Genomic DNA, 24,380 nt, shown 5'->3' on the forward strand with positions numbered 1-24,380 from the left:
CTCTCTGGTCGCCTGGTCCCTGACCATCACCGATCTGGACCCGCTGCGGTTCGGCCTGCTGTTCGAGCGGTTCCTGAACCCCGAACGGGTCTCCATGCCCGACTTCGACATCGACTTCTGCCAGGAGCGGCGCGAAGAGGTGATCGACTATGTCCAGGACCGCTACGGCAAGGACCGGGTGGCCCAGATCATCACCTTCGGCACCCTGCAGGCGCGGGCCGTGCTGCGCGACGTCGGCCGGGTGCTGCAGATGCCGCTGGGCCAGGTGGACCGGCTCTGCAAGATGGTGCCGAACAACCCGGCCAATCCCGTCACCCTGGCCCAGGCCATCGACCTTGAGCCGCGCCTGAAGGAAGCCAGGGACGCCGAACCTGCGGTCCGCACCCTGCTGGAGACGGCGCTGGAGCTGGAGGGGCTGTACCGCAACGCCTCGACCCACGCCGCCGGCATCGTCATCGGCGACCGGCCCCTGGTCGAACTGGTGCCCCTGTACCAGGATCCGCGCTCGACCATTCCGGCCTCCCAGTTCAACATGAAATGGGTCGAGCCGGCGGGTCTGGTGAAGTTCGACTTCCTGGGCCTGAAGACCCTGACCGTGCTGGACCGCGCGCGCGGCTATCTGGAACGGCGCGGCGCGGCGCAGGACTGGAACGGCCTGCCGCTGGACGACGCCCGCACCTATGAGCTGATGGCCTCGGGCCAGACCGTCGGGGTGTTCCAGCTGGAATCCCAGGGCATGCGCGACACCCTGCGCAAGATGCGCTGCGGCTCCATCGAGGAGATCACCGCCCTGATCTCGCTGTATCGGCCGGGGCCGATGGAGATGATCGACACCTATATCGACCGGAAGTTCGGTCGGGCCGAGGTCGATTATCTGCACCCCAGTCTGAAGGAGGTGCTGACTGAGACCTACGGGGTCATCATCTACCAGGAACAGGTGATGAAGATCGCCCAGATCCTGGCGGGCTACAGCCTGGGCGAGGCCGACCTGCTGCGTCGCGCCATGGGCAAGAAGAAGAAGGAGGAGATGGACTTCCAGCGGGCGCGCTTCGTCAAGGGCGCGCTGGAGAAGACCGTCCCCGAGACCCAGTCCGGCTCGATCTTCGACCTGGTGGCCAAGTTCGCCGGTTATGGCTTCAACAAGTCGCACGCCGCCGCCTACGCCCTGATCTCGTTCCAGACCGGCTGGCTGAAGGCCAATCATCCGGTCGAGTTCTTCGCCGCCTCGATGAGTCTGGACCTGTCGAACACCGACAAGCTGGCGGTCTTCTATCAGGACGCCAAACGGTTCGACGTGCCGGTGCTGCCGCCCGATCTGAACCGGTCCTCGGCGGACTTCGACGTGGCCTGGGACGACAGTCGTGGCGTGGTCCTCTACGCCCTGGGCGCCATCCGCAACGTCGGGCTCGAGGCGATGAAACACGTCATCGAGGTGCGCGAGACCGGCGGTCGTTTCGCCGACATCTTCGACTTCCTGGAACGGGTCGATCCGCGCAGCGTCAACAAACGGGCGCTGGAAGGCCTGGCCAAGGCTGGCGCCTTCGACAGCATCCATCCCAACCGCCGCCAACTGGTCGAACAGGCCGACGTCCTGATGGCCTATTGCCAGAGCGTTGCGGCCGAACGCGCCTCGTCCCAGGTCTCCCTGTTCGGCGGCGACCAGGCCCATGTCGGCCGGCCGCGGCTGAAGAGCGTCGAACCCTGGGTCGGGCCCGAGCGGCTGGACCATGAACTGTCGGCGGTCGGCTTCTATCTGTCCGGCCACCCGCTGGACGAGATGACCTCGGCTCTGAAGCGCAAGCGCGTCACCTTCGTCGCCGAGGCGATTCCCCTGGCGGAATCGGGCCACGAGGCCTTCCAGATGGCCGGGGTGGTGCGCCGCAAGCAGGAACGCGCCAGCGCTAGGACCGGCGAGAAATTCGCCTTCGTCACCTTCTCGGACCCGACCGGCGAGTTCGAATGCCTGTTCCCGCCCGAACAACTGCGCAAATGCCGCGAGGTGCTGGAGCCCGGCGCCTCGGTCATGGTGCGGGTCCGCGCCAAGGCGTCGGAAGGGGAGGTGCGGTTCTTCGGCGACGACGCCAGCCAGATGGACAATCTTCTGGATGACGCCAACATCGGCCTGCGCATCCATGTCTCGGCCCGCACCGCCGACGCCGAGGCCCTGAAGGCCCGGCTGGAACGCGCCCGCTCCGGCGCCATCGGCAAGGGCGGTGAAATCTCCCTGGTCGCCTCGCTGGAAGGCCGTCAGGAGGTCGAGGTCAAGCTTCCCGGCCGCTACCGGCTGGACGGCGCCCTGCGCGGCGCCCTGAAGTCGGCGCCGGGCGTCCTGATGCTGGAGGAGGCGTGATGACCGCGCTGTCCCACGCCGCCGGAACCTTCGAGGTCAAGATCACGCCGGTCGCGCCCGAGCCGGACGCGCCCGCCGACACCCACGGCCGAATGAAGCTCGCCAAGACCTTCCACGGCGATCTTGAAGGAACCGGCGTGGGGGAGATGCTGGGGATCATGGCCGGCCAGTCCGGCGCCTATGTCGCCCTGGAGCGGGTGACGGGCGTGCTGAACGGTCGCCAGGGCGGTTTCTCCATGGTCCATCGCGGCGTCATGAACGCGGGGTCGCAGGAGCTTCTGATCACCATCGTGCCGGGCTCAGGCAGTGGTGATCTGGCGGGAGTAAGCGGGGTCTTCCACCTGACCATCGCCGACGGGGAGCATCGTTATGTCCTGGACTACAGCCTGCCTGAATGACGCTCCGAGGGTGGGTTGCATATGGTCAAGCTGTTGTAATTGCGGAACCGCCTGAGCCGTGAAGGGTTGGTTCAGTCTACAAGGGAGACTGTTCCAATGAAAAATCTCGTTCTCGCCGGCGTCGCTTCGGTCGCTTTGCTCGGCGCCTGCAATCAGGGCGGCGACACCGCAGCCCAGAATGCCGACGAAGCCGTCAATGCGACCCAGGACGCCGCTTCCGGCGTCGTCGGCCAGACCTCCGCCGCCACCATGGGCGCCAACACCGTCGAGGGCTTCGTCACCAGCCTTGCGGTCGGCAACATGTATGAAATCGAGGCCGCAAAGGTCGCGGCCGACAAATCGACCAACGCCGACGTCAAGGCCCTGGCGGCCATGATCGACAAGGATCACACGGCTGCGGGCGAGAAGATGACCTCGGTCGTCGCGACGGCGGCTCCGAACGTCACGGTGCCCACCACGCTGGACGAACGTCGCCAGGGGCTGATCGACAATCTGAAGGCCGCTACGCCGGCTGATTTCGACAAGGTCTATCTGGAGCAGCAGGTCGCCGCTCATAACGAGACCCTGACCCTGCTGAACGGTTTCGACGACAACACCGACGCCCCGGCCCTGGCCGGTCTGGCTCGGGAGCTGATCCCGACCATCACGGCCCACCGCGATCGCGCCCAGGCCCTGATGGATGCGATGAACTAAGGGCGACGAATTTTGCCCATGACAGGCGGTCCCGAAAGGGGCCGCCTTCTGTGTTTTGTCAGGCGGCGCTTGCTATTCGGGCCTATCCCGCCTACATGGCCCCCGCATTTCGCAACGCGGGCGAGGCGCGTTTCGGGGAGACATCCCGATCCGCTCCATTCCGAGGGTCTTGTGACCTTTAATCCCCCGCGCCACGTTTGATCGGAAAAAGGACTGAACGATCATGGCTCTGCCTGAATTCTCGATGCGCACCCTGCTTGAAGCGGGCGCCCACTTCGGCCACCAGACGCACCGGTGGAACCCGAAGATGGACCGCTACATCTTCGGCTCGCGCTCGAACATCCACATCATCGACCTGTCGCAGACGATGCCGCTGTTCCACCAGGCTCTGGTGGCCGTGCGCGACGTCGCCGCCAAGGGCGGCCGCGTCCTGTTCGTCGGCACCAAGCGCCAGGCCTCCGAGCCGGTCGCCGAAGCCGCCAAGCGCTGCGCCCAGTACTACATGAACAACCGTTGGCTGGGCGGCACCCTGACCAACTGGCGCACCGTCTCGGGCTCGATCGCCCGTCTGCGTGAACTGGAAGGCATCCTCGAGAACGGCGGCGAAGGCCGCGTCAAGAAGGAACTGCTGAACCTGCAGCGCGAGAAGGACAAGCTGGAGCTGTCGCTGGGCGGCATCAAGGACATGGGTTCGATCCCGGACATCATGTTCGTGATCGACACCAACAAGGAAGCGATCGCGATCCAGGAAGCCCGCAAGCTGAACATCCCGATCATCGCCATCCTGGACACCAACTCGGACCCGGACGGCATCACCTATCCGGTCCCCGGCAACGACGACGCCGCCCGCGCCATCCAGACCTACTGCGACCTGATCGCCGACGCGGTCCTGGACGGTCTGGCCGCCGGCGCCTCGGCCTCGGGCGTGGACCTGGGCGCTGCGATCAATCCGGAAGAGCCCATGCTGCGTGAAGCCTCGACCCCGGTCGAAGCCGACGCCGCTCCGGCCGGCACGGAAGACGTCGCCGCTGAACTGGTCGCCGCCGCTGAACCGGCTGTCGCCGATGAAGCTGCTCAGGCCGCCACTTCGGAAGCGAACGACGCCGTCGAAACCGAGAAGGCCACGGGCTGATCGCCCGACGGCCCTCCTTTTGACGCTACGCTTGCCGCGCGGCGGCTCGCTACTTGAGCGTCAATCAGAAGGCCGTGCGTTGAACTGACACACGGCCGGGCTAAATCAGCCCGGCCGTTCCCACATACGAATCCCCCAAGGAGAAGAACATGGCCGAGATCACTGCCGCCCTCGTGAAGGAACTTCGCGAGCGTTCGGGCGTCGGCATGATGGACTGCAAGAAGGCGCTGGTCGAAAACGACGGCAACATCGAAGCAGCGATCGACTGGCTCCGCGCCAAGGGCCTGTCCAAGGCCGCCAAGAAGGCCGACCGCGTCGCCGCCGAGGGCCTGGTCGCCGTGGCGTCCAAGGAAGACGGCAAGGGCGAAGTCGCCGCCGCCATCGAGTTCAACGCGGAAACCGACTTCGTCGCCCGTAACGAACTGTTCCAGAACGCCGCCAAGTCGTTCGCCCAGCTGGGCCTGGAGCATCACACCGTCGAGGCCCTGCACGGCGCCGAACTGGAAGCCGGCAAGACGGTCCAGGACGAAGTGACCAACATGATCGCCACCATCGGCGAGAACATGCAACTGCGCCGCGCCGCCCGCCTGTCGGTGTCGGAAGGCGTCGTCTCGACCTATGTCCACAACGCGGTTTCGCCGGGCGTGGGCCGTATCGGCGTGCTGGTCGCTCTGGAAGGCGAGGGCGACAAGACCGCCCTGCGCGAACTGGGCCGCAAGATCGCCATGCACGTCGCCGCCACGGCGCCGCTGTCGCTGAACACGGACGACCTGGACCCCGCCGCCATCGAGAAGGAACGCACCGTCCTGACCGAAAAGGCCAAGGAAGAAGGCCGTCCCGAAGCCATGATCGCCAAGATCGTGGAAGGCCAGATCAACAAGTTCCAGAAGGACGTGGTGCTGTCCAAGCAGCCCTTCGTCATGGACCCGGACGTGACCATCGAACAGCTGGTCGCCAACTCGGCCAAGGAACTGGGCTCCTCCAACCTGCACCTGGCCGGCTTCGTCCGTCTGGCGCTGGGTGAAGGCGTCGAGAAGGTCGAAGGCCCCGACTTCGCGTCGGAAGTCGCCTCGATGATGGGCGGCAACTAAGCAGTCTTCCCCTCATTCGTGAGGGTTTTGTATCAGAAGGGCGCGTTCGGCTTTGATGGCCGGCGCGCCCTTCGTCTATAAGAAGTCGCCTGATTCAAAAGGCGCCGCATTCAAACGGACCCCCGCCGCATGCCCGACGCCCCCGCCAATTTTCGCTACAAGCGCGTCCTGCTCAAGGTCTCCGGCGAAGTCCTGATGGGCGATCAGGCCTTCGGCGTCGACATGAAGACCGTGGACACCGTGGCCAAGGCCGTGGCCCAGGTCGCGGCCGAGGGCGTGGAAATCTGTCTGGTGATCGGCGGCGGCAACATCTTCCGTGGCCTGTCCAAGGCGGCGGCGGGCATGGAGCGCGCCCAGGCCGACTATATGGGCATGCTGGCCACCATCATGAACGCCCTGGCCATGCAGTCGGCGCTGGAGAAGATCGGCGTCTCGACCCGCGTGCAGAGCGCCATTCCGATGGCCGCCATCGCCGAACCCTACATCCGCCGCCGCGCCCTGCGTCATCTCGAGAAGGGCCGCGTGGTCATCTTCGCCGCCGGCGTCGGCGCGCCCTTCTTCACGACGGATTCGGGCGCCGCCCTTCGCGCGGCCGAAATGGGCTGCGACGCCCTGCTGAAGGGCACCAGCGTTGACGGCGTCTATACGGCGGACCCCAAGAAGGATCCGACCGCGACCCGCTACGAGACCCTGACCTATCAGGAGGTTCTGGCCCAGGATCTGCGGGTGATGGACGCTTCCGCCATCGCCATGATGCGCGACACGGGTATTCCGATCGTGGTCTTCTCGATCCGCGAAGACGACTCCCTGCGCCGCGCCCTGACCGGCGAGGGCACCTGCACCATCATCCAGGACCGCGCCTGATCGTTCGACGATCCGTTTAAGACAAGAGAGACCAAGACCATGGCCAAGCCCGAAGTGAAAACCTATCGCGACCGCATGGAGAAGGCGGTCGTGGCGCTGAAGGAAGAGTTCAGCGGGCTGCGCACCGGACGCGCCAACGCCGGCTTGCTGGAGCCCGTGCGGGTCGAGGCCTATGGATCGGCCTCGCCGCTGTCGGCCGTCGCCGCCATCAGCGTGCCCGAGCCGCGGATGATCTCCGTCAACGTCTGGGACAAGGGCATGGTGGTCGCGGTCGAAAAGGCCATTCGCAACGCCAACCTGGGCCTGAACCCCATCGTCGACGGACAGACCCTGCGCATCCCCGTGCCGCCGCTGACCGAGGAGCGCCGCAAGGACCTGGTCAAGCTGGCCGGCAAGTACACCGAGCAGCAGAAGATCGCCGTGCGCAACGTGCGCCGCGACGCCAACGACGATCTGAAGAAGGCCGAGAAGGCCGGCGAGATCAGCCAGGACGAACAGAAGAAGCTGGAGGCGGACATCCAGAAGGAGACGGACGCCGCCATCAAGCGCATCGACGAGGCCTTGAAGACCAAGGAACAAGAGATCATGCAGGTCTGAGGCGGAACGGCTTGGGTCTGAAGGGACGGAACGACAGATGACGGCAGACCGCGCCGCGCCTTCGAGCTCGCGTTCCGATGGACCACGCCATGTCGCCATCATCATGGACGGCAACGGCCGCTGGGCGAGCGCCCGGGGCCTGCCGCGCGCCATGGGACATCGCGAGGGGGTCCAGGCGCTGAAGCGCACGATCCAGGCCGCGCCCGATTTCGGCATCGAATGCCTGACCGTCTTCGGCTTCTCGACCGAGAACTGGAGCCGTCCGGCCGAGGAGGTCTCGGACCTGATGGGGCTGGTGCGGACCTATGTGGCCAGTGATCTGGCGCGGCTGGAGAAGGCGGGCGTGCGCCTGCGCATTCTCGGCCGCCGCGACGGACTGCCGTCCGACATCGCCGCCATCATCGAAAAGGCCGAGCGCCAGACCGCCCACAACGACCGGTTCATGCTTCAGGTCGCCTTCAACTACGGCGGCCGGGCCGATCTGGTCGACGCCGCGCGTCGCCACATGCAAAGGCTGCTGGCGGGCGAGACGGTCGAGCCGATCGATGAAGACACCCTGGCCGCCGGCCTGGCCACGGCGGGATCGCCGCCGCTGGATCTGATCGTCCGCACCTCGGGCGAGCAGCGCCTGTCGAACTTCCTGCTGTGGGAAGCCGCCTACGCCGAACTGGTGTTCCAGGACATCCTGTGGCCCGACTATGGGCCGAAGGCGCTGGGGGAGGCGGTCGCCGCCTTCGCTCAACGCGAACGCCGCTACGGCGGGCGAGAGGACGCGCCTGCGCGCGTGTCGGCCTGATGGCGGTCAAGGGGCGGGATATCGCCTTGAGGGCGGCCTCGGCCGCCGTCCTGGCGCCGGCGGCGGTGGCCGCCACCTGGTTTGGGGGCGTCTGGTTCCTGGCGCTGATGCTGGCCGCCTGTGTCGTCCTGGCCTTCGAATGGGGCGCCATGAGCGCGCCCAAGGCTCCGCGTCCCGTCGGTTTCGCGGTGGCCCTGGCCGTCGTGGCCGCCGTCGTCAGCGCCTATTTCGGCGTCATGTCGGTCGCCTTCGTCATCCTGGTGTTCGGCGCCGCCGCCGCGGGGCTCTATGCCCGAAGCCGAGGCCAGCAGGCCGTGGATGCGGCCTATGGCGTGCTTTATCTGGGTTGGCCCTCGGTGCTGCTGATCTGGCTGCGCGACGGGGACGGCGCGGTCGGTCTGCACTGGACGGCGCTTGTCTTCGCCGTGACCTGGTCGGCGGACATCCTGGCCTATCTGGCGGGTTCGACCCTGGGCGGGCCGAAGCTGTGGCCGCGTTATTCGCCCAACAAGACCTGGTCCGGCTTCGTCGGCGGCATTCTGGCGGGCGCGGTCGCCGGTGCGGCGCTGACGGCCTGGTTCGACATGGGCCGCCTGACCGTCTTCTGGGGCGCGATCCTGGGCCTCGCGGCCGCGCTGGCCACCATGGGCGGCGATCTGTGGGAGTCGGGGCTCAAGCGCCGGTTCGGCGTCAAGGACGCGGGCAACACCATCCCCGGCCACGGCGGCCTGCTGGACCGGGTGGACGGGTTGATGTTCGCGGTCGTGGTGGTGGCGGCGGGACGTCTGCTGGTGGTTCTGATGGAAAAGGGCGCGTCTTGATCCGTCGCCGCGTCACGGTTCTGGGCTCTACCGGCTCGGTCGGCTCGTCGACCCTGGACCTGATGGAACAGGCTGAGGCCACCGGCACGGGGGCCTTCGAGGTCGAGGCCCTGACGGGCGGCGCCAATATCGCCAAACTGGCCGAGCAGGCGCGGCGCTGGAAGCCGAAACTGGCGGTGACGGCCGACCCGAAGAGGCTGACCGATCTGCGCGACGCCCTGGCGGGAACCGGCGTGGCGGCGGCGGCGGGCGAGGACGCCATTGTGGAGGCGGCGACGCGGCCGGCCGACTGGATCATGGCGTCCATCGTCGGGGCCGCAGGGTTGAAGTCGGCCTGGGCGGCGGCCGAAACGGGCGCCATCCTGGCCTTGGCCAACAAGGAAAGCCTGGTCTGCTGCGGCCCGGCCCTGATCGAGCGCGTTCGACGGGCCGGGGGGCGGCTGATCCCGGTCGATTCCGAACATTCCGCCATCTTCCAGGTGTTTCCGGCCGATGCGCCCGAGCAGGTGTCGAAACTGGTGCTCACCGCCTCGGGCGGGCCGTTCCGCCAGACCCCGCGCGCCCAGATGACCGGGATCACGCCCGAACAGGCCGTCGCCCATCCGAACTGGAGCATGGGGGCCAAGATTTCGGTCGACAGCGCCACCATGGCCAACAAGGGCCTGGAGATGATCGAGGCGGCCTATCTGTTCGCCATGCCGGCGGAGCGGATCGACGTCGTGGTCCACCCCGAATCGATCATCCACAGCCTTGTGGAATATGTGGATGGTTCGACTCTGGCCCAGATGGGGCCGCCGGACATGCGCACGCCGATCGCCTGCGCCCTGGCCTGGCCCCATCGCATCGCCTGGCCCGCGCCGAAGCTGGACCTGGCGGCTCTGGGGCGATTGACGTTCGAAGCGCCCGATCTGGCGCGGTTCCCGGCCCTGGATCTGGCGCGTCAGGCCTTGCAGGCAGGGGGGGCGGCGCCCGCCGTGTTCAACGCCGCCAACGAGGTCGCGGCCTTTGCATTTCTTGACCGCAAGCTGGCCTTTCTCAATATTGCCGCAGTCGTCGCCGAAACCCTTGATCGTGCGACGAAGGCGGGGATGGTTTTCGGCTCTGGAGACGCCTGTGGCGCGGCCCTTTCGGTCGACGCCCAGACCCGTCTGATGGCCGGAACCATAATCGCCGGACTGGCGAACGCGGCCTGATCGGCCAGGGGAGACGATTTTACAATGCTGGGCGCTCTGGGTCAGATCCTGATCTACATCGTGCCGTTCCTGCTGGTGCTGACCTTCATCGTCACCATTCATGAGCTGGGTCACTTCCTCGTCGCCCGCGCCTTCGGCGTGAAGGTGGACCGTTTCGCCATCGGTTTCGGCAAGGCGATCTTCAGCCGCACCGACCGGCACGGCATCGAATGGCGGTTCGGCTGGATGCCGTTGGGCGGGTATGTCAAATTCTCGGGCGATCTGGACGCTTCCAGCGTGCCGGATCAGGCGGGCCTGGCCGAGCTGCGCCAGCGGGTGATCGCCGAGAGCGGGCCGGGGGCTGAGCGCGACTATTTCCACTTCAAGCCGGTTTGGCAGCGCGCCCTGATCGTCGTGGCCGGGCCCGCCGCCAACTTCCTGCTGGCCATCACCATTTTCGCGATCGTCTTCATGAGCGTGGGCGCGCAACTACGGCCCGCCCGCGTGGCCCAGGTCCAGGCCGGTTCGCCCGCCGCCGCCGCCGGCTTCCAGGTCGGCGACCTGATCACAGGGGTGAACGGCAAGGCGATCAAGGACGGCGGAGAGGTGACGCGCACCGTCATGCTGTCGACCGGCGATCCCGTTCGATTCACCGTCGAACGTGCGCAGCAGGTGGTGGAGCTGACCGCCGTTCCCGAGCGTCGCGAAGAGAACGATCCCATCGCCGGGCGGGTCAAGGTCGGCCGGATCGGCCTGGGGCTCGCGCCTGCGCCGGGCGATCTGCGTCATGTTCGCTATGGGCCTGTGGACGCCGTGGTCGAAGGCGTGCGCCAGACCCGCGACGTCGTCGGTTCGACCCTGACCTACCTGGGGCGTCTGGCGACGGGTCGGGAGTCGGGCGACCAGTTCAGCGGTCCGTTGGGCATCGCCAAGGCGACCGGTTCGCTGACGACGGCGGCGGTGGAGGCCAATCCGGCGCCCGAGGCCATCGCAATCAACCTTCTGCTCACCCTGACAACCTTCGCCGCCATACTTTCGATCGGAATCGGCTTTCTAAATCTCTTGCCCATCCCTGTGCTGGACGGCGGACATCTGCTTTTCTACGGCTATGAAGCCATAGTGCGGCGGCCCGTTGCGGCGCGGTATCAGGAGATGGGCTATCGCGCAGGTCTTGCGCTTCTGGCGGGATTTATGTTGTTCGCGACGTGGAACGACCTACAGAAGCTCAACATCTTCCAATTCCTCGGCGGGCTCGTCTCGTGAGCCGACGCCAGCCCCCGATGGTTTCCAGAATGAACGACATGACATCACGCGCCGCCGTCCGACTGGGCGCCCGATCCAGCCTCCTCGCGCTGGCTGTCGCCGCAGGCTTCGCCGCCCCGGCCCTGGCCCAGACTGCAGGGGCTCCTGCGGCGCCCGCGCCCGCCGGCGAACAGCCGCCGCGCGTCGAGATCGCCGCGCCCCAGTCGCTGACGGTCAATCGCATCCTGGTTCAGGGCGCGCAGCGGATCGACCAGACCACGGTCCTGTCCTATCTGCCGATCCGCCCCGGCGACACGGTCGACGCCGCCGTTCTGGATGTCGCGGTTCGCACCCTGTCACGCACCGGCCTGTTCGCCGACGTGCAGCTGGGCGTGCAGAACGGCGACCTCATCGTCCAGATCGTCGAGAACCCGATCATCAACCAGGTGGTGTTCGAGGGGAACAGCGCCCTGTCGCAGGACAAGCTGACCAAGGAAGTCACGCTTCAGCCGCGCGGCATCTACACCCGCGCCAAGGTGCAGGAAGATGTCGGCGCCATCGTCGAACTGTATCGCCTGCAGGGCCGCATCTCGGCGACCGTGACGCCGAAACTGGTTCAGCTGGAACAGAACCGCGTCGATGTGATCTTCGAGATCAACGAAGGCCCCCAGACCGGCATCAGCGCCATCAACATCCTGGGCAACCACGCGTTTTCCGACAACGACGTGCGCGGCGTCATGGTGACCGAGCGGTCGCAGTGGTGGAAGTTCTTCTCCAGCAACGACAACTATGATCCGAACCGCCTGGATTACGACCAGGAGCAGCTGCGGAAATTCTATACGAACCGCGGCTACTACGACTTCCGCATCGTCTCGTCGGTGGCCGAGCTGCAGCCTGACGATCAGGCGTTCCAGCTGACCCTGACCCTGAACGAGGGCGACAAGTACAACTTCGGCAAGGTCGACGTCATCACCCAGAATGACCGCCTCAACGCCGAATTCCTCAAGGCGCTTGTGCCGATCCGCGAAGGCCAGCTCTACGAGAGCGACAAGATCGAACAGGCGGTCGACGCCCTGACCTTCGCCGCCGGTTCGGCCGGTTACGCCTTCGTCGAGATCAATCCGACCTATCGCGCCAACCCCGACACCGACACGGTGGACGTGACCTTCAATGTGTCCGAGGGGCAGCGCGTCTATATCGACCGCATCAATGTGGTCGGAAATACCCGAACCATCGACCCGGTCATCCGCCGCGAACTGATGCTGACCGAAGGCGACGCCTTCAACCGCGCCCTGATGGAGCGCTCGCGCAACAATCTGCGCGCGCTCGGCTTCTTCAAGGACGTGACGATCGAGGAAACGCGCGGCAGCGCGCCCGACCGTTCGGTCATCAACGTCAACGTCCAGGAACAGCCGACCGGGGAACTGTCCGTCGGCGCAGGCTTCAGCTCGGTCGACTCCTTCACGGTCAACCTGGGCATTTCCGAGCGGAACTTCCGCGGGCGCGGCCAGAACGTCGTCGCGCGTCTTGAATGGGGCTCGCTGCGTCAGCAGGTCGATTTCCGCTTCACCGAACCCAAGTTCCTGGGCCGCGACCTTCGGGCGGGCTGGGATCTGTTCCACTCGCGATATGACCTGAGCAAATATTCGTCCTACGACTACCGTTCGACCGGCGGCGGCCTGCGCCTGTCCTATCCGTTGAACGGCAATATGCTGCTCAGCACCCGCTACTTCCTGAAATCGGACGAGATCATCGTCCCGACCGGCTACTGCAACGCGACCGGCAGCGGTTCTTCGGCCCTGTGCGACCAGGTCGGCAGCTATATCAACTCGTCCGTCGGCTATACGCTTCAGATGAACTACACCAACGACCCGGTTCGCCCGACGCGCGGCTGGTCGGGCTCGCTGCGTCAGGACCTGGCCGGTCTCGGCGGCGACGTGAACTATGTGAAGACCGAAGCCGACGCAGCCTGGTACTATGGCTTCTCGCCGCGCTGGGTCGTCAGCGTCCAGGGCTCGACCGGCTATGTCAGCGGCTGGAACGGCGATCCGATCCGGATCAACGACCGCTTCTTCAAGGGCGGCAACAGCTTCCGCGGCTTCGAGACCGCCGGGATGGGGCCGCGCGACCTGCGGACGACCGACGCCCTGGGCGGCAACTTCTACGCCATCGGCACCGTCGAACTGACCCTGCCGAACTATCTGCCCGAGCAGTACGGCATCAAGACTTCGCTGTTCGCCGACGTCGGCACCCTGGGCGTGCTGGATGATCGCTACAAGTTGACAACGACCGGCACGGTCAACACCAATATCGCCGATGAGTTGTCTCTGCGGGCGTCGGCCGGCGTCAGCATCCACTGGAAATCGCCGATGGGCCCCATCCGGTTCGACATCTCCAAGGTCCTGTCCAAGGAAGACTACGACAAGACGGAATCCTTCCGCTTCTCGACCTCCACCCAGTTCTAAGCCCGCGACGCAAAAGCGCACGCACGAGGAAGTCCCATGAAAGCTCTGATCATCGCCGCCACGGCCGCCGCCACCCTGGTCGCCACCGCCGCCTCGGCCCAACAGGCCGCTGCGCCCGCCAACCCCGGTCCGGTCATCCCGGGCGTCTGCGTCTATTACAACGCTCGTCTGTTGGCCCAGTCGGCCGCCGGCCAGGCCGTCGAGGCGCGCATGCAGCAACTGGCGCAGGAAGTTCAGGGCGAACTCCAGCCCTACGCCACCGCGCTTCAGACCGAAGCCCAGCAGCTTCAGACCTCGGGCGCCAGCCTGCCGGCCGACCAGTTGCAACAGCGCCGTCAGGCCCTGCAGCAGCGCGCCCAGGAAGCGCAACAGCTGGAAGGCACGCGCGAAAACGAACTGCGCTACACCCTGGCCATGCAACGCCAGGCCATCACCGAGGCCGTGTCGCCGATCCTGACCGCCCTGTACCAGGAGAAGGGCTGCGGCCTGCTGCTGGACCGCGAGAGCGTCTTCATGATGAACCCGGCCATGGATCTGACCGATACGGCGATCCAGCGCCTGAACACGGCCCTGCCGACCCTGTCGTTCAACCGTATGGCCGTCCCGGCCCAGCAGTCGCAACAGCCGGCCGCCGCCAACTAAGTTCGACATGCCCGACACCCGCTTCTTTCAAACCCTGTCTCCTCTGACCGTCGCCGAACTGGCGGCCCAGATCGGGGGCGAGGTCGAGAGGGGCGGGGACCGGACCATCGCCTCGGTCGCGCCCCTGTCCTCTGCGGACGGGGGCGCGATCGCGTTTCTGGGCGACCGCAAATTCGCCGCGGCGCTGGCGGGGACCCGAGCGGGTTGCGTGATCGTGCCGGCCGAAGCCGTGGCGTCGGCGCCTGCGGAAGCCGCCGTCATCATCTCACGCACGCCCCAGGCGTCCTGGGCCATGGCCTCGGCCTTGCTGCACCGTCCGGTGACGCTGGACCGGGCTATCCAGGCCTCCGAGGCGGCCGAGGACGACAGCGTCGTCATCGAGCCGGGCGTCGTGCTGGGCGAGGGCGTCCGCATCGGACGCGGCACGCGCATCTGCGCCAACACCGTCATCGGTCCGGGCGTTCAGATCGGCCGCGACTGCGTCATCGGTTCGAACGTCACCGTCGGCTTCGCCCTGATCGGCGACCGGGTGAAACTGTACGCCGGCGCGCGGATCGGCGAGGCGGGCTTCGGCGCCACCGGCACGGCCGCCGGCGCCATGGATATTCCCCAGCTGGGCCGCGTCATCCTGCAGGACGGGGTGACGGTCGGCGCCAACTCCTGCATCGACCGCGGGGCCTATGACGACACGGTCATCGGCGAAAACACCAAGATCGATAATCTGGTCATGGTCGGCCACAACTGCGTCATCGGCCGCAACAATCTGATGGCCGCCAACACCGGGATTTCCGGCTCCGTGACCAGCGGCGACAACGTCATCTTCGGCGGCAAGGCGGGGATCGGCGATCACATCACCATCGGCGAAGGCGCGCGGGTCGCGGCCGGCGCCGGGGTGCTGGCGAACATTCCGGCGGGCGAGACCTGGTCCGGTTATCCGGCCCGTCCGATCCGACAGTTCTTGCGCGAAACCATCTGGCTCGCCAAACAGGCCTCTTCCAAGAAGGCCCCGAAGGAATCATAGGGATGAGCGAAGACGGCAAGATCGATTACGCCGAGGTGATGCGGCGGCTGCCGCACCGTTACCCCTTCCTGCTGGTGGACAAGGCCGAGGATTTCGTGCCCCGGACCTCCATCGTCGGCGTCAAGAACGTCAGCCATAACGAGCCCTTCTTCCAGGGGCATTTCCCGATCGATCCGGTCATGCCCGGCGTGCTGATCGTCGAGGCCATGGCCCAGACCGGCGCCCTGCTGATGTCCAAGACCCTGGACGTGGCCGTGGCCGACAAGGTCATCATGTTCATGTCCATCGACGGCGTGCGCTTCCGCAAACCGGCGCGGCCGGGCGACCAGCTGCGCATGGAGGTCAAGGTGATCAAGGCGCGCGGCGACGCCTACAAGTTCCGCGGCGAGACCTTCATCGACGGCAAACTGGCCGCCGAGGCCGAATTCATGGCCATGGTCGTGACCGTGCCCACTCCAGCGACAGAGCCCGCCGCCTGATGACCATCCACCCCACCGCCCTGATCGACGCCACAGCGACCCTGGCCGACGGGGTCGAGGTCGGGCCCTGGTGCACCGTCGGGCCGAACGTGGTCCTGGGCGAGGGCGTGCGTCTGGTCAGCCATGTGGTGGTTCAGCAGGATACGACCGTCGGGGCGGGAACGACGATCCATCCGTTCGCCGTCATCGGCGGCGACCCGCAGCACAACGGCTATAAGGGTGAGCCGGTGCGGCTGGAGATCGGGGAGAACAACCTGATCCGCGAGCATTGCACCTTCAACCGGGGCACGCCGCAGGGGACGGGCGTGACCGTCGTCGGCTCCAACAACCTGTTCATGACCGGCGCCCACGTGGGCCACGACTGCGTGGTCGGAAGCAATCTGGTCATGGCCAATAACGCCACCCTGGGCGGCCATGCTCATATCGGCGACAAGGTCTTCCTGGGGGGGCTGTGCGCCGTCCACCAGAACGGCCGTGTAGGGCAGGGGGCGATCATCGGCGGTCTGGCCGCCGTGACCCGCGACGTCATCCCCTATGGCTCGGCCTGGGGCAATCATGCGCGGCTGCGCGGGCTGAACCTGATCGGGCTGAAGCGCAAGGGCTACGGCAAGGACCAGGTGCGGCGGCTGTTGGCTGCCTATCGCGATCTGTTCGAGGGCCAAGGCGAGTTCGCCGGCCGGATCGACGGCGTGGCCCAGGCCTATGCCGACCTGCCCGAGATCATGGAGATCATCGCCTTCATCCGCGACGGCGGGCGGCGTCCGCTGTGTCTGCCGAACGCGGAATGAGCCCTTCCGGAAAGCTGGGCCTGATCGCCGGCGGCGGCGACCTGCCGGCGGCCGTGGCGGCGCGGTGCGACGCCGAGGGGCGGCCGGTCTTCATCATCCGTCTGGCCGGGTTCGCCGACCCCCATCTGACCCGCTGGCCGGGCGCCGAGTTCGGCATGGCCCAGATCGGGGCCATACTAAAGGCGCTGAAGGCGGAGGCCTGCACGACCGTCTGTCTGGCGGGCATCGTCAACCGACCCGACTTCAAGAGCCTGAAGCCGGACTTCAAGGGCGCGACCCTGTTGCCGGGGATCGTCGCTGCGGCGACGCAAGGCGACGACGCCCTGTTGCGCAAGATCCTGTCGATCTTCGAGGCTGAAGGGTTCGCGGTCGAAGGCGCCGATGACATCCTGGGCGGCGAAACCCTGGCGTCGGGGGCTTTGGGCGCGGTTTCGCCGACGCCGGAGCAGATCGCCGATCTGAGAAAGGCGCTCTATGTCGCCGAAAAATCGGGCGAACTGGACATCGGTCAGGGCGCGGTCGTCTGCGACGGGCTGGTGCTGGCGGTCGAGGCCCAGGAGGGCACAGACGCCATGTTGCACCGGGTGGCGGGCCTGCCGGCCGATCTCCGCGGTTCGGCGTCAGCCCCCAAGGGGGCACTGGGCAAGGCGCCCAAGCCGATCCAGGACCTGCGTGTGGACATGCCGGTGATCGGGCCGCGCACGGTCGAGCTGGCGGCGGCGGCGGGCCTGGCGGGCATCGCCGGCGTGACCGGGCGGCTGATCCTGATCGACCGTCCGGCTATAGTGGCGGCTGCGGACCGGCTGGGTCTGTTCGTCTGGGGGGAAGACCGATGAGCCGTCCGTTGAAGATCATGCTGGTGGCGGCCGAGGCCTCGGGCGACGCGCTCGGCGCCGGCCTGGCCCAGGCGCTCCGGAAGCGGCTTGGCGACACGGTGAGCTTCGTCGGCGTCGGCGGCCCCCGCATGGCGGCGGAGGGCGTGGTCAGTCCGTTTGATATCGCCGAACTGTCGATCCTGGGCTGGATCGAGGGCCTGCGCGCCTATGGCATGGTCCGGCGCCGGGTTCGGGAGACGGCGGCCCTGGCCGCGCGTGAACAGCCGGACGCGGTGGTGCTGATCGACAGCTGGGGCTTCACCATCCGGGTGGCCGAGGCGATCCGCGCCGCCCGGCCGGACGTGCCGCTGATCAAATATGTCGGCCCCCAGGTCTGGGCGTCGCGCCCCAGTCGGGCCAAGACCCTGGCGGGCGCCGTGGATCACCTGCTGGCGCTGTACAGCTTCGATGCGCCCTGGTTCGAGCGTGCGGGCCTGCCCACGACGGTCGTCGGGTCTTCGGCCCTGCATGTGGATATGGACAGCGCGGACGGCGCCGCCTTCCGCGCACGGCGGGGAATCGCCGCCGATGCAAAACTGCTGCTGATCCTGCCGGGCAGTCGGCCCGCCGAGATCGCACGCATGACGCCCGTCTATGAGGCCACGATCCGCAGGTTGAAGGCCGCCGATCCCGGTCTGGCTGTGGCCGTGGTGGCTGCGGGCACCGTGGCCAAGGATGTCACCAGCCGCGTCGCCGCCTGGCCGTTTCGGGTCCATCTGGTCGATGAGGCCGAGAAATATGACGCCATGCGGGCCGCGACGGCCGCCCTGGCCACAAGCGGAACGGTCTCGACGGAACTGGCGCTGGCCGGAACGCCGATGGTCATCGCCTATCGGATCGGCGCGCTCAGCTATGAGCTGATGAAGCGGGTGGTGACGGCGAAACACATCACCCTGTTCAATATCGCCGCCGACGAGCGCATCGCGCCCGAGTTCATCCAGAACGAAGCGTCGCCGGATATCCTGGCGCCTGCGGTCCAACGGCTTCTGGCCGACCATGAGGCGGCGGCCGATCAGGCGCGGCGTCAGACCGCGGCGCTGGATCTGATGGGCCGCGGCGGCCCGGATCCGTCGGCCCTGGCCGCTGACGCGGTCCTGCAAGTCATTGAAGCCAAGCGGGGCGGCTGATCTCGGGGCGGCCGCCCCACAAACAAAAACGCCGGGGATGTCTCCCCGGCGTCTTGCATTTCAGGCCTGTGGTGCTCGATCAGCCGCGCTGGTCGATCGCCACATAATCGCGTTGGGTCGGGCCCGTGTAGAGCTGGCGCGGACGGCCGATCTTCTGCGACGGATCCGCCATCATTTCCTGCCACTGGGCGATCCAGCCCACAGTGCGGGCCAGAGCGAACAGGACGGTGAACATGGTGGTGGGGAAGCCCATGGCCGACAGGGTGATGCCCGAATAGAAGTCGACGTTCGGGAACAGCTTGCGCGAGGTGAAGTATTCGTCCGACAGGGCGACCTTCTCCAGCTCCTTGGCGACCAGGAACAGCGGATCATTCTCGCGACCCGTGGCGGCCAGGACTTCATAGGCCGACTGCTGCATGACCTTGGCGCGCGGGTCGTAGTTCTTGTACACGCGGTGACCGAAGCCCATCAGCTTGTACTTGCGGTCCTTCACGCCCTGGATGAACTCGGGAATCTTGTCGGGCGTGCCGATTTCCTTGAGCATGTTGAGCGCCTCTTCATTGGCGCCGCCGTGCGACGGGCCCCACAGGCAGGCGATGCCGGCGGCGATACAGGCGAACGGGTTCGCGCCCGACGAACCGGCCAGGCGGACGGTCGAGGTCGACGCGTTCTGCTCGTGGTCGGCGTGCAGGGTGAAGATGCGGTCCATGGCGCGAACCAGGGCCGGATCGACGTTATAGTCCTCGGCCGGCACGGCGAAGCACATGCGCAGGAAGTTCTCGGCGTAGGACAGGTCGTTGCGCGGCGAGATGAACGGCTGGCCGACGTGGTACTTGTAGGCGCGGGCCGCGATGGTCGGCATCTTGGCGATCAGGCGGATGGCCGAGATGTCGCGCTGGACCGGATCATGGATGTCCAGGCTGTCATGATAGAAGGCCGACAGGGCCCCCACGGTGCCGACCATGATCGCCATGGGATGGGCGTCGCGGCGGAAGCCCTCGAAGAAGCGGTCGAACTGGGCGTGCAGCATCGTGTGCATGGTGATGCTGTTTTCGAACTTTTCGTACTGCGCCGCAGTCGGCAGTTCGCCGTGCAGCAGCAGGTGGCAGACCTCCACGAAGTTCGACTTCGACGCCAACTGGTCGATCGGGTAGCCGCGGTGCAGAAGCACGCCGGCGTCGCCGTCGATATAGGTCAGGGCTGACTCGCACGCGGCGGTGGAGGTGAAGCCCGGGTCGAAGGTGAAGGCGCCCGTACCCGCGTACATCTTGCGGATATCGATGACATCCGGGCCGGTGGAGCCCGAAAGGACCGGAAGCTCGATGGTCTTGCCCTCGAAGGACAGGGTCGCCGAGCCGGCGGTTTTGGCTTGTTCAGTCATGAATGCCCCTTTGCATCACACGTCCAGGCGCGGGGAGGCGTCGGCCGCTTTTTTGGTTGTGGGTGATCACTTAGTCTGTTGCAGCGCATCATCCAAGCGCCCGAGACTTTCGTCGCGCCCAAGAGCGGACAAAGTTCGCGCGATATCGGGTGAAGTTGACCCTGCGGTAAGGGCCGTTCGCACCGGCGGACCGATCTTGCCGAAGCCGACCTCTTCGGATTCGGCGAAGCTCTTGAGCTCGGCTTCCAGGGCGAAGACATCCCAGGACTGGAACAGCGTCAGCCGGTCCCGCAGACGGCCGAGGCGGTCCAGGGTTTCGCCCGAGAGCAGGACGCGCGCCTTGTCGTCCAGCGCGAGGGGGCGGCTCTTCAGCACGAATTCGGTCTGGTCGGCCAGGTCCAGCACGGTCTTGGCGCGGTCCTTGACGAAGGGCATGGCGCGTTGGAGCCTGGCCTCGTCGTCTTCGGCGATGACGCGACCGCGTTGCAGGTGGACATCCAGGGTCAGCTTGGCGAGGCGTTCGTCCGCCGCGAGACGCAGCCAGTGGGAATTGACGTGGGCCAGCTTGTCGAAATCGAGCCGGGCGGGGGCCTTGCCGATGCCGGCCAGGTCGAACCATTCCACCGCCTGGGCGTCGCTGAACAGTTCGTCGTCGCCATGGGCCCAGCCCAGCCGGGCCAGATAGTTGCGCATGGCCTCGGGCAGATAGCCCATTTCGGCGTATTCATGGACCGCCTGGGCGCCGTGGCGCTTCGACAGTTTGGCGCCGTCGGGGCCGTGAATCAGCGGGATGTGGGCGAAGGTCGGCCGAATCCAGCCCAGGGCGTCGTAGATGAGGCTCTGGCGCGCGGCGTTGTTCAGGTGGTCGTCGCCGCGGATGACGTGGGTCACGCCCATATCGTGGTCATCGACCACGACGGCGAGATTGTAGGTCGGGGCCCCGTCCGAGCGCAGAAGGACCAGGTCGTCGAGATCGTTCGTCGACCAACTGACCGCGCCCTGAACCTCGTCCGCCACGGTCACGGTCGTGGATTGCGGGCGGCGAAAACGCACGACGTGAGGCAGGGCCAGGTCGTCGACGGTCGGCGCGCGGTCGCGCCACGGCGACTCGAAGGCGCGACGTTCGGCCTTGGCGGCGTCCCGCAGTCGGCCGGTTTCCTCGGCCGTGGTGAAATCGCGATAGGCGTGGCCGGTCTCAAGCAACTGGTCCACCACCTCGCGGTGGCGGTCGGCGCGGCTGTACTGGAAAACCGGTTCCTCGTCGGCGAACAGCTCCAGCCAGCTCAGCCCGTCGAAGATGGCCTTGACGGCCTCGTCGGTGGACCGCTCGCGGTCCGTGTCCTCGACCCGGATCAGGAAACGTCCTGCGTGTCGTTTGGCGTACAGCCAGTTGAACAAGGCGGTTCTCGCCCCGCCGATATGCAGATAGCCTGTCGGCGAGGGGGCGAAGCGCGTGACGACAGTCGAGGAAGGTGAGGTCATGGGGGAAGGGTCCGTAAGCGAGGCCCTTATACGCCCCGAGACGACAAAGCCTACCCCCGGCGCGCGATTGCGGGCCTGGTTGGAGGACGAGGCTGCGGTGCAGAGGCTGAGATGGCGGCTGTGGGCGCCGGTGGCCTTTGGCGGAGGCGGGGCGATCTATTTCGCCCTGCGGTCGGAGCCGGCCCTGTGGCCGCTGCTGCTCGGGGCGATCGTCTCCGGCGCGGGCTGGATGGCGGCGCGACGACGGGGATGGGCGCGGCGCCTGACCTGGCCGCTGATGATGCTGGCCTGTCTGTCCGGAGGGTTGGCGGCGGCCAAGATCCGCACGGAGATGGTGGCGGCGCCCATCGCTCCAGCCCTGGGCGAAGCGACGGTGATCGAGGCCTGGGTGGTGGATGTGGACAGCCCCGGCCAGAGGGGCGCGCGGATCGTGGTCGCGCCGGTCTGGATTCGGGGGCTGGCGCCGGACCAGACGCCGGTTCGGCTCAGGGCCACGGTGCGGGGCGACCCGCCCCGGCCCGGCGAAGCGGTCCGTCTGTTCGCCATTCTCAATCCGCCGCCCGCGCCGGCCAGCCCCGGCGCCTATGACTTCGGCCGCAACGCCTTTTTCCAGGGCATGGGCGGGATCGCCTTCGCCCTGGGGGAGACGCGACGGCTCGACCTGCCGTCGGCGCCGTGGCGCCTGCGCCTGGAAATGGCGGTGAACAGCGCCCGCTACGCCCTGGCCGAACGGATTGTGGCGCGGTTGGGCGAGCGGACGGGCGGGATCGCGGCGGCCATGACCACCAGCCATGAGACCTGGATCAGCCAGGAGGACATGGACGTGATGCGGGATTCGGGCCTGGCGCACATTCTGTCGGTGTCGGGCCTGCACATGGCCATCGTCGGCGGCTTCGTCTTTTTCGCGGCCCGACTGGGCGTGGCGGCCTGGCCGTGGCTGGCGTTGCGGGTTCCCGGCAAGAAGGTCGCGGCCCTGGCCGGACTGACGGCGGTCGGCGCCTATCTGGTCGTGTCGGGCGCGCCGCCGCCGGCCGAGCGGGCGGCGATCACGGCCTCCATCGCCTTTCTGGCCATACTGCTGGATCGGCAGGCGGTGACGATGCATGGCCTGGCTGTGGCGGCCTTTGTGGTGTTGGCCATCCAGCCCGAGGCCATCGTCACGCCGGGCTTTCAGATGTCCTTTGCGGCCACGGCGGCCCTGGTGGCCCTGGTCGAGGTCTGGCCGCAGCGGATGCGAGAGATTTCGGCGCCCTGGCCGATCGTGGCGGCGCAGAGGTTCGGCGGCTGGTTGACGGCGGCGGTGGCGGCCAGCGTCGTGGCGGGACTGGCGACCGGGCCGTTCGCCATGCAGCATTTCAACCGCACGGCCATGTACGGGCTTCTTGCCAATCTGGGCACGGCGCCGGTCGCGGATTTCGTCCTGATGCCGGCTCTGGCTCTGGGAGCGGCGTTGGAGCCCTTGGGCCTTGGCGGGCCTTTCCTGTCCGTGGCGGGGTGGGGCGTCGATCTGATGCTGGCGATCGGGGGCTGGACCGCCCGTCTGCCGGGCGCGGTGCGGACAGTGGCTAGCGCGCCGGACTATGTTCTGCCCATCGCCTTTCTGGGGGTGTTGTTCGTCTGTCTGTGGCAGGGGCGGCTGAGGTGGCTGGGCCTGCCGCTGGCGGCGGCGGTTCTGGTCTGGCCCAGGGCGCCGACGCCGGATCTCTGGATCGGAGACGGGGGGACCAACGCCGCCTTTCATCGCCAGTTGGAGGCTGTCGTGATCCGGCCCGGCGTGCGCGCCTTCGCCGTCGATCTGTGGTCGCGGCGGCGGGGCCTGACGACGGCGGATCGGCCGGAGGCGGGCTGGACGTGCGACCGGTCTTCCTGTCGGCCGGAGACGCCGGAAGCCGGGCCGGTCGCCCTGTGGTGGGGGCGGGACGCGCCCGACACGGATCAGATGACCGACCTGTGTCGGGCGGCGTCCGTCGTCAGCGTGCGGGCTGCGGTCGTCGCCCTGCCAGCCTCATGCGACGGCCGTCTCGTGGTCGACGGCGTTGATTTCACGCGCGGCGGGGCGGTGGAGCTGTGGCGCGACGGATCGGACCGCTGGAAGGCGGTGTGGACGGCCGACGTGCGCGGGGATCGACCCTGGGCGCGTCAGCCGGATCCGGACGTCAGTGATAGCGGCGCATGAGGCCGACCAGCTTGCCCTGAACCTCGACCTGGTCGGGGCCGAAGATTCGGGTCTCGTAGTTGCGGTTGGCGGGTTCCAGGGCGATGGAGCCGCCCTTGCGACGCAGACGCTTCAACGTGGCCTCTTCGCCCTCGACCAAGGCCACGACGATCTCGCCGTTGTTGGCCGTGTCGCCGCGACGGATGACCACCAGATCGCCGTTCAGGATGCCGGCCTCGATCATCGAGTCGCCCTCGATCTCGAGGAGGTAATGATCGCCCTTGCCCAGCATGGATTCGGGCACCGACAGGCGCTCCTGCTCGTGCTGGATGGCGGCGATGGGGGTGCCGGCGGCGATCTTGCCCAGCAGGGGCAGTTCGCGGGTGTCGTTGGCGGCCGAGACCGCAGCGGGGCGTGGCGCGCCGCCGCCGCCTTCGATGACGTCGGGCTTGAAGCCGGCCCGGCCGCGCGGTGCGCCGGCGGTGGCCTGTTCCGGCAGTTTGGTCACTTCCAGGGCGCGGGCGCGGTGGGCGAGGCGGCGGATGAAGCCGCGTTCCTCCAGCGCCGTGATCAGCCGGTGGATGCCCGACTTGGACGCCAGATCCAGCGCCTCCTTCATCTCGTCGAACGAGGGGGAGACGCCGGTCTCCTGGATCCGTTCGTGGATGAACATCAGCAGTTCGTGCTGCTTGCGCGTGAGCATCGCCAGGCCCTCATAAGCCCTTTCCTCGAATCGGAACGGGCCGTGAACATTGACGATGTTCTGTAAGTGTTCCTTCCTAATGTCAACTTAACGGCGTCGCTTCACC

The 24,380-nt window shown here is 67.1% G+C and carries 22 protein-coding genes; 19 read left to right on the plus strand and 3 right to left on the minus strand.

What is annotated here, in order from left to right; genetic code table 11:
• From dnaE to lpxB, 18 genes are all read left to right on the plus strand, one after another.
• On the plus strand, positions 1–2,350 hold a 2,350-nt coding region (gene dnaE, locus ER13_RS05220; RefSeq protein WP_035307330.1), incomplete at its 5' end, for a DNA polymerase III subunit alpha.
• Positions 2,350–2,748, plus strand: a complete 399-nt coding sequence (locus ER13_RS05225; RefSeq protein WP_035307333.1) for a DUF3224 domain-containing protein — start codon at positions 2,350–2,352, stop codon at positions 2,746–2,748. The genes dnaE and ER13_RS05225, both read left to right, overlap by 1 nt.
• A gap of 96 nt (positions 2,749–2,844) precedes the next feature.
• Positions 2,845–3,441, plus strand: coding sequence for a DUF4142 domain-containing protein (locus ER13_RS05230; protein WP_035307336.1), 597 nt, complete (start codon positions 2,845–2,847; stop codon positions 3,439–3,441).
• Positions 3,442–3,664: 223 nt separating this feature from the next.
• Positions 3,665–4,573: a 30S ribosomal protein S2 gene (gene rpsB / locus ER13_RS05235; protein WP_008264289.1), complete on the plus strand. Its 909-nt coding sequence runs from the start codon at positions 3,665–3,667 to the stop codon at positions 4,571–4,573.
• Positions 4,574–4,722: 149 nt separating this feature from the next.
• Positions 4,723–5,664, plus strand: a complete 942-nt coding sequence (gene tsf / locus ER13_RS05240) for a translation elongation factor Ts (RefSeq protein ID WP_008260965.1) — start codon at positions 4,723–4,725, stop codon at positions 5,662–5,664.
• 129 nt (positions 5,665–5,793) lie between these two features.
• On the plus strand, positions 5,794–6,528 hold the full coding sequence (pyrH, locus tag ER13_RS05245) for a UMP kinase (protein ID WP_008263497.1): 735 nt from the start codon (positions 5,794–5,796) through the stop codon (positions 6,526–6,528).
• A gap of 39 nt (positions 6,529–6,567) precedes the next feature.
• A complete protein-coding gene (frr, locus tag ER13_RS05250) occupies positions 6,568–7,125 on the plus strand; it encodes a ribosome recycling factor (protein ID WP_008263615.1) in 558 nt (185 codons plus the stop codon).
• Between the two features lie 37 nt (positions 7,126–7,162).
• On the plus strand, positions 7,163–7,921 hold the full coding sequence (gene uppS / locus ER13_RS05255; protein WP_035307337.1) for a polyprenyl diphosphate synthase: 759 nt from the start codon (positions 7,163–7,165) through the stop codon (positions 7,919–7,921).
• Positions 7,921–8,742 carry a phosphatidate cytidylyltransferase gene (locus ER13_RS05260; RefSeq protein WP_035307340.1) on the plus strand — a complete coding sequence of 274 codons (822 nt, stop codon included), beginning with the start codon at positions 7,921–7,923 and terminating at the stop codon, positions 8,740–8,742. The genes uppS and ER13_RS05260 overlap by 1 nt, the downstream gene beginning before the upstream one ends.
• Entirely contained in the window at positions 8,739–9,935 is a 1,197-nt protein-coding gene (gene dxr, locus ER13_RS05265; protein WP_035307342.1) for a 1-deoxy-D-xylulose-5-phosphate reductoisomerase, read from the plus strand. Before ER13_RS05260 ends, dxr begins: the two co-directional genes overlap by 4 nt.
• A gap of 24 nt (positions 9,936–9,959) precedes the next feature.
• Positions 9,960–11,177 carry an RIP metalloprotease gene (locus tag ER13_RS05270; RefSeq protein WP_035307345.1) on the plus strand — a complete coding sequence of 406 codons (1,218 nt, stop codon included), beginning with the start codon at positions 9,960–9,962 and terminating at the stop codon, positions 11,175–11,177.
• Positions 11,178–11,215: 38 nt separating this feature from the next.
• On the plus strand, positions 11,216–13,621 hold the full coding sequence (gene bamA, locus ER13_RS05275) for an outer membrane protein assembly factor BamA (RefSeq protein ID WP_197019730.1): 2,406 nt from the start codon (positions 11,216–11,218) through the stop codon (positions 13,619–13,621).
• Positions 13,622–13,657: 36 nt separating this feature from the next.
• Complete coding sequence (locus ER13_RS05280; protein WP_035307349.1) at positions 13,658–14,263, plus strand: OmpH family outer membrane protein; 606 nt, start codon at positions 13,658–13,660, stop codon at positions 14,261–14,263.
• Positions 14,264–14,270: 7 nt separating this feature from the next.
• On the plus strand, positions 14,271–15,284 hold the full coding sequence (lpxD, locus tag ER13_RS05285) for a UDP-3-O-(3-hydroxymyristoyl)glucosamine N-acyltransferase (protein ID WP_035307352.1): 1,014 nt from the start codon (positions 14,271–14,273) through the stop codon (positions 15,282–15,284).
• A gap of 2 nt (positions 15,285–15,286) precedes the next feature.
• The gene (gene fabZ, locus ER13_RS05290) at positions 15,287–15,763 is read left to right on the plus strand and encodes a 3-hydroxyacyl-ACP dehydratase FabZ (protein ID WP_035307355.1); all 477 of its coding nucleotides are present in this window, start codon (positions 15,287–15,289) and stop codon (positions 15,761–15,763) included.
• Entirely contained in the window at positions 15,763–16,551 is a 789-nt protein-coding gene (lpxA, locus tag ER13_RS05295; RefSeq protein ID WP_035307358.1) for an acyl-ACP--UDP-N-acetylglucosamine O-acyltransferase, read from the plus strand. Before fabZ ends, lpxA begins: the two co-directional genes overlap by 1 nt.
• A complete protein-coding gene (locus ER13_RS05300; protein WP_035307360.1) occupies positions 16,548–17,387 on the plus strand; it encodes an LpxI family protein in 840 nt (279 codons plus the stop codon). The genes lpxA and ER13_RS05300 overlap by 4 nt, the downstream gene beginning before the upstream one ends.
• Complete coding sequence (lpxB, locus tag ER13_RS05305) at positions 17,384–18,553, plus strand: lipid-A-disaccharide synthase (protein WP_035307363.1); 1,170 nt, start codon at positions 17,384–17,386, stop codon at positions 18,551–18,553. The genes ER13_RS05300 and lpxB overlap by 4 nt, the downstream gene beginning before the upstream one ends.
• Positions 18,554–18,632: 79 nt before the next feature.
• Here the strand turns inward: lpxB and gltA are convergent, their stop codons facing one another.
• On the minus strand, positions 18,633–19,934 hold the full coding sequence (gene gltA / locus ER13_RS05310; protein ID WP_008261264.1) for a citrate synthase: 1,302 nt from the start codon (positions 19,932–19,934) through the stop codon (positions 18,633–18,635).
• 66 nt (positions 19,935–20,000) lie between these two features.
• Positions 20,001–21,416, minus strand: a complete 1,416-nt coding sequence (gltX, locus tag ER13_RS05315; protein ID WP_035307366.1) for a glutamate--tRNA ligase — start codon at positions 21,414–21,416, stop codon at positions 20,001–20,003.
• A 67-nt stretch (positions 21,417–21,483) separates the two neighbouring features.
• On the opposite strand from gltX, the gene ER13_RS05320 reads away from it, so the two are divergent.
• Positions 21,484–23,592 carry a ComEC/Rec2 family competence protein gene (locus tag ER13_RS05320; RefSeq protein ID WP_035307368.1) on the plus strand — a complete coding sequence of 703 codons (2,109 nt, stop codon included), beginning with the start codon at positions 21,484–21,486 and terminating at the stop codon, positions 23,590–23,592.
• On the opposite strand, the gene lexA is transcribed toward ER13_RS05320, so the two are convergent.
• Positions 23,573–24,274 carry a transcriptional repressor LexA gene (gene lexA, locus ER13_RS05325; protein WP_008264265.1) on the minus strand — a complete coding sequence of 234 codons (702 nt, stop codon included), beginning with the start codon at positions 24,272–24,274 and terminating at the stop codon, positions 23,573–23,575. The two genes, ER13_RS05320 and lexA, sit on opposite strands and share 20 nt — an antisense overlap.
• Positions 24,275–24,380: the final 106 nt, after the last annotated feature.

It is taken from the genome of Brevundimonas sp. EAKA (assembly GCF_000698025.1).
In the GTDB taxonomy this organism is placed as follows: Bacteria; Pseudomonadota; Alphaproteobacteria; order Caulobacterales; family Caulobacteraceae; genus Brevundimonas; species Brevundimonas mediterranea_A.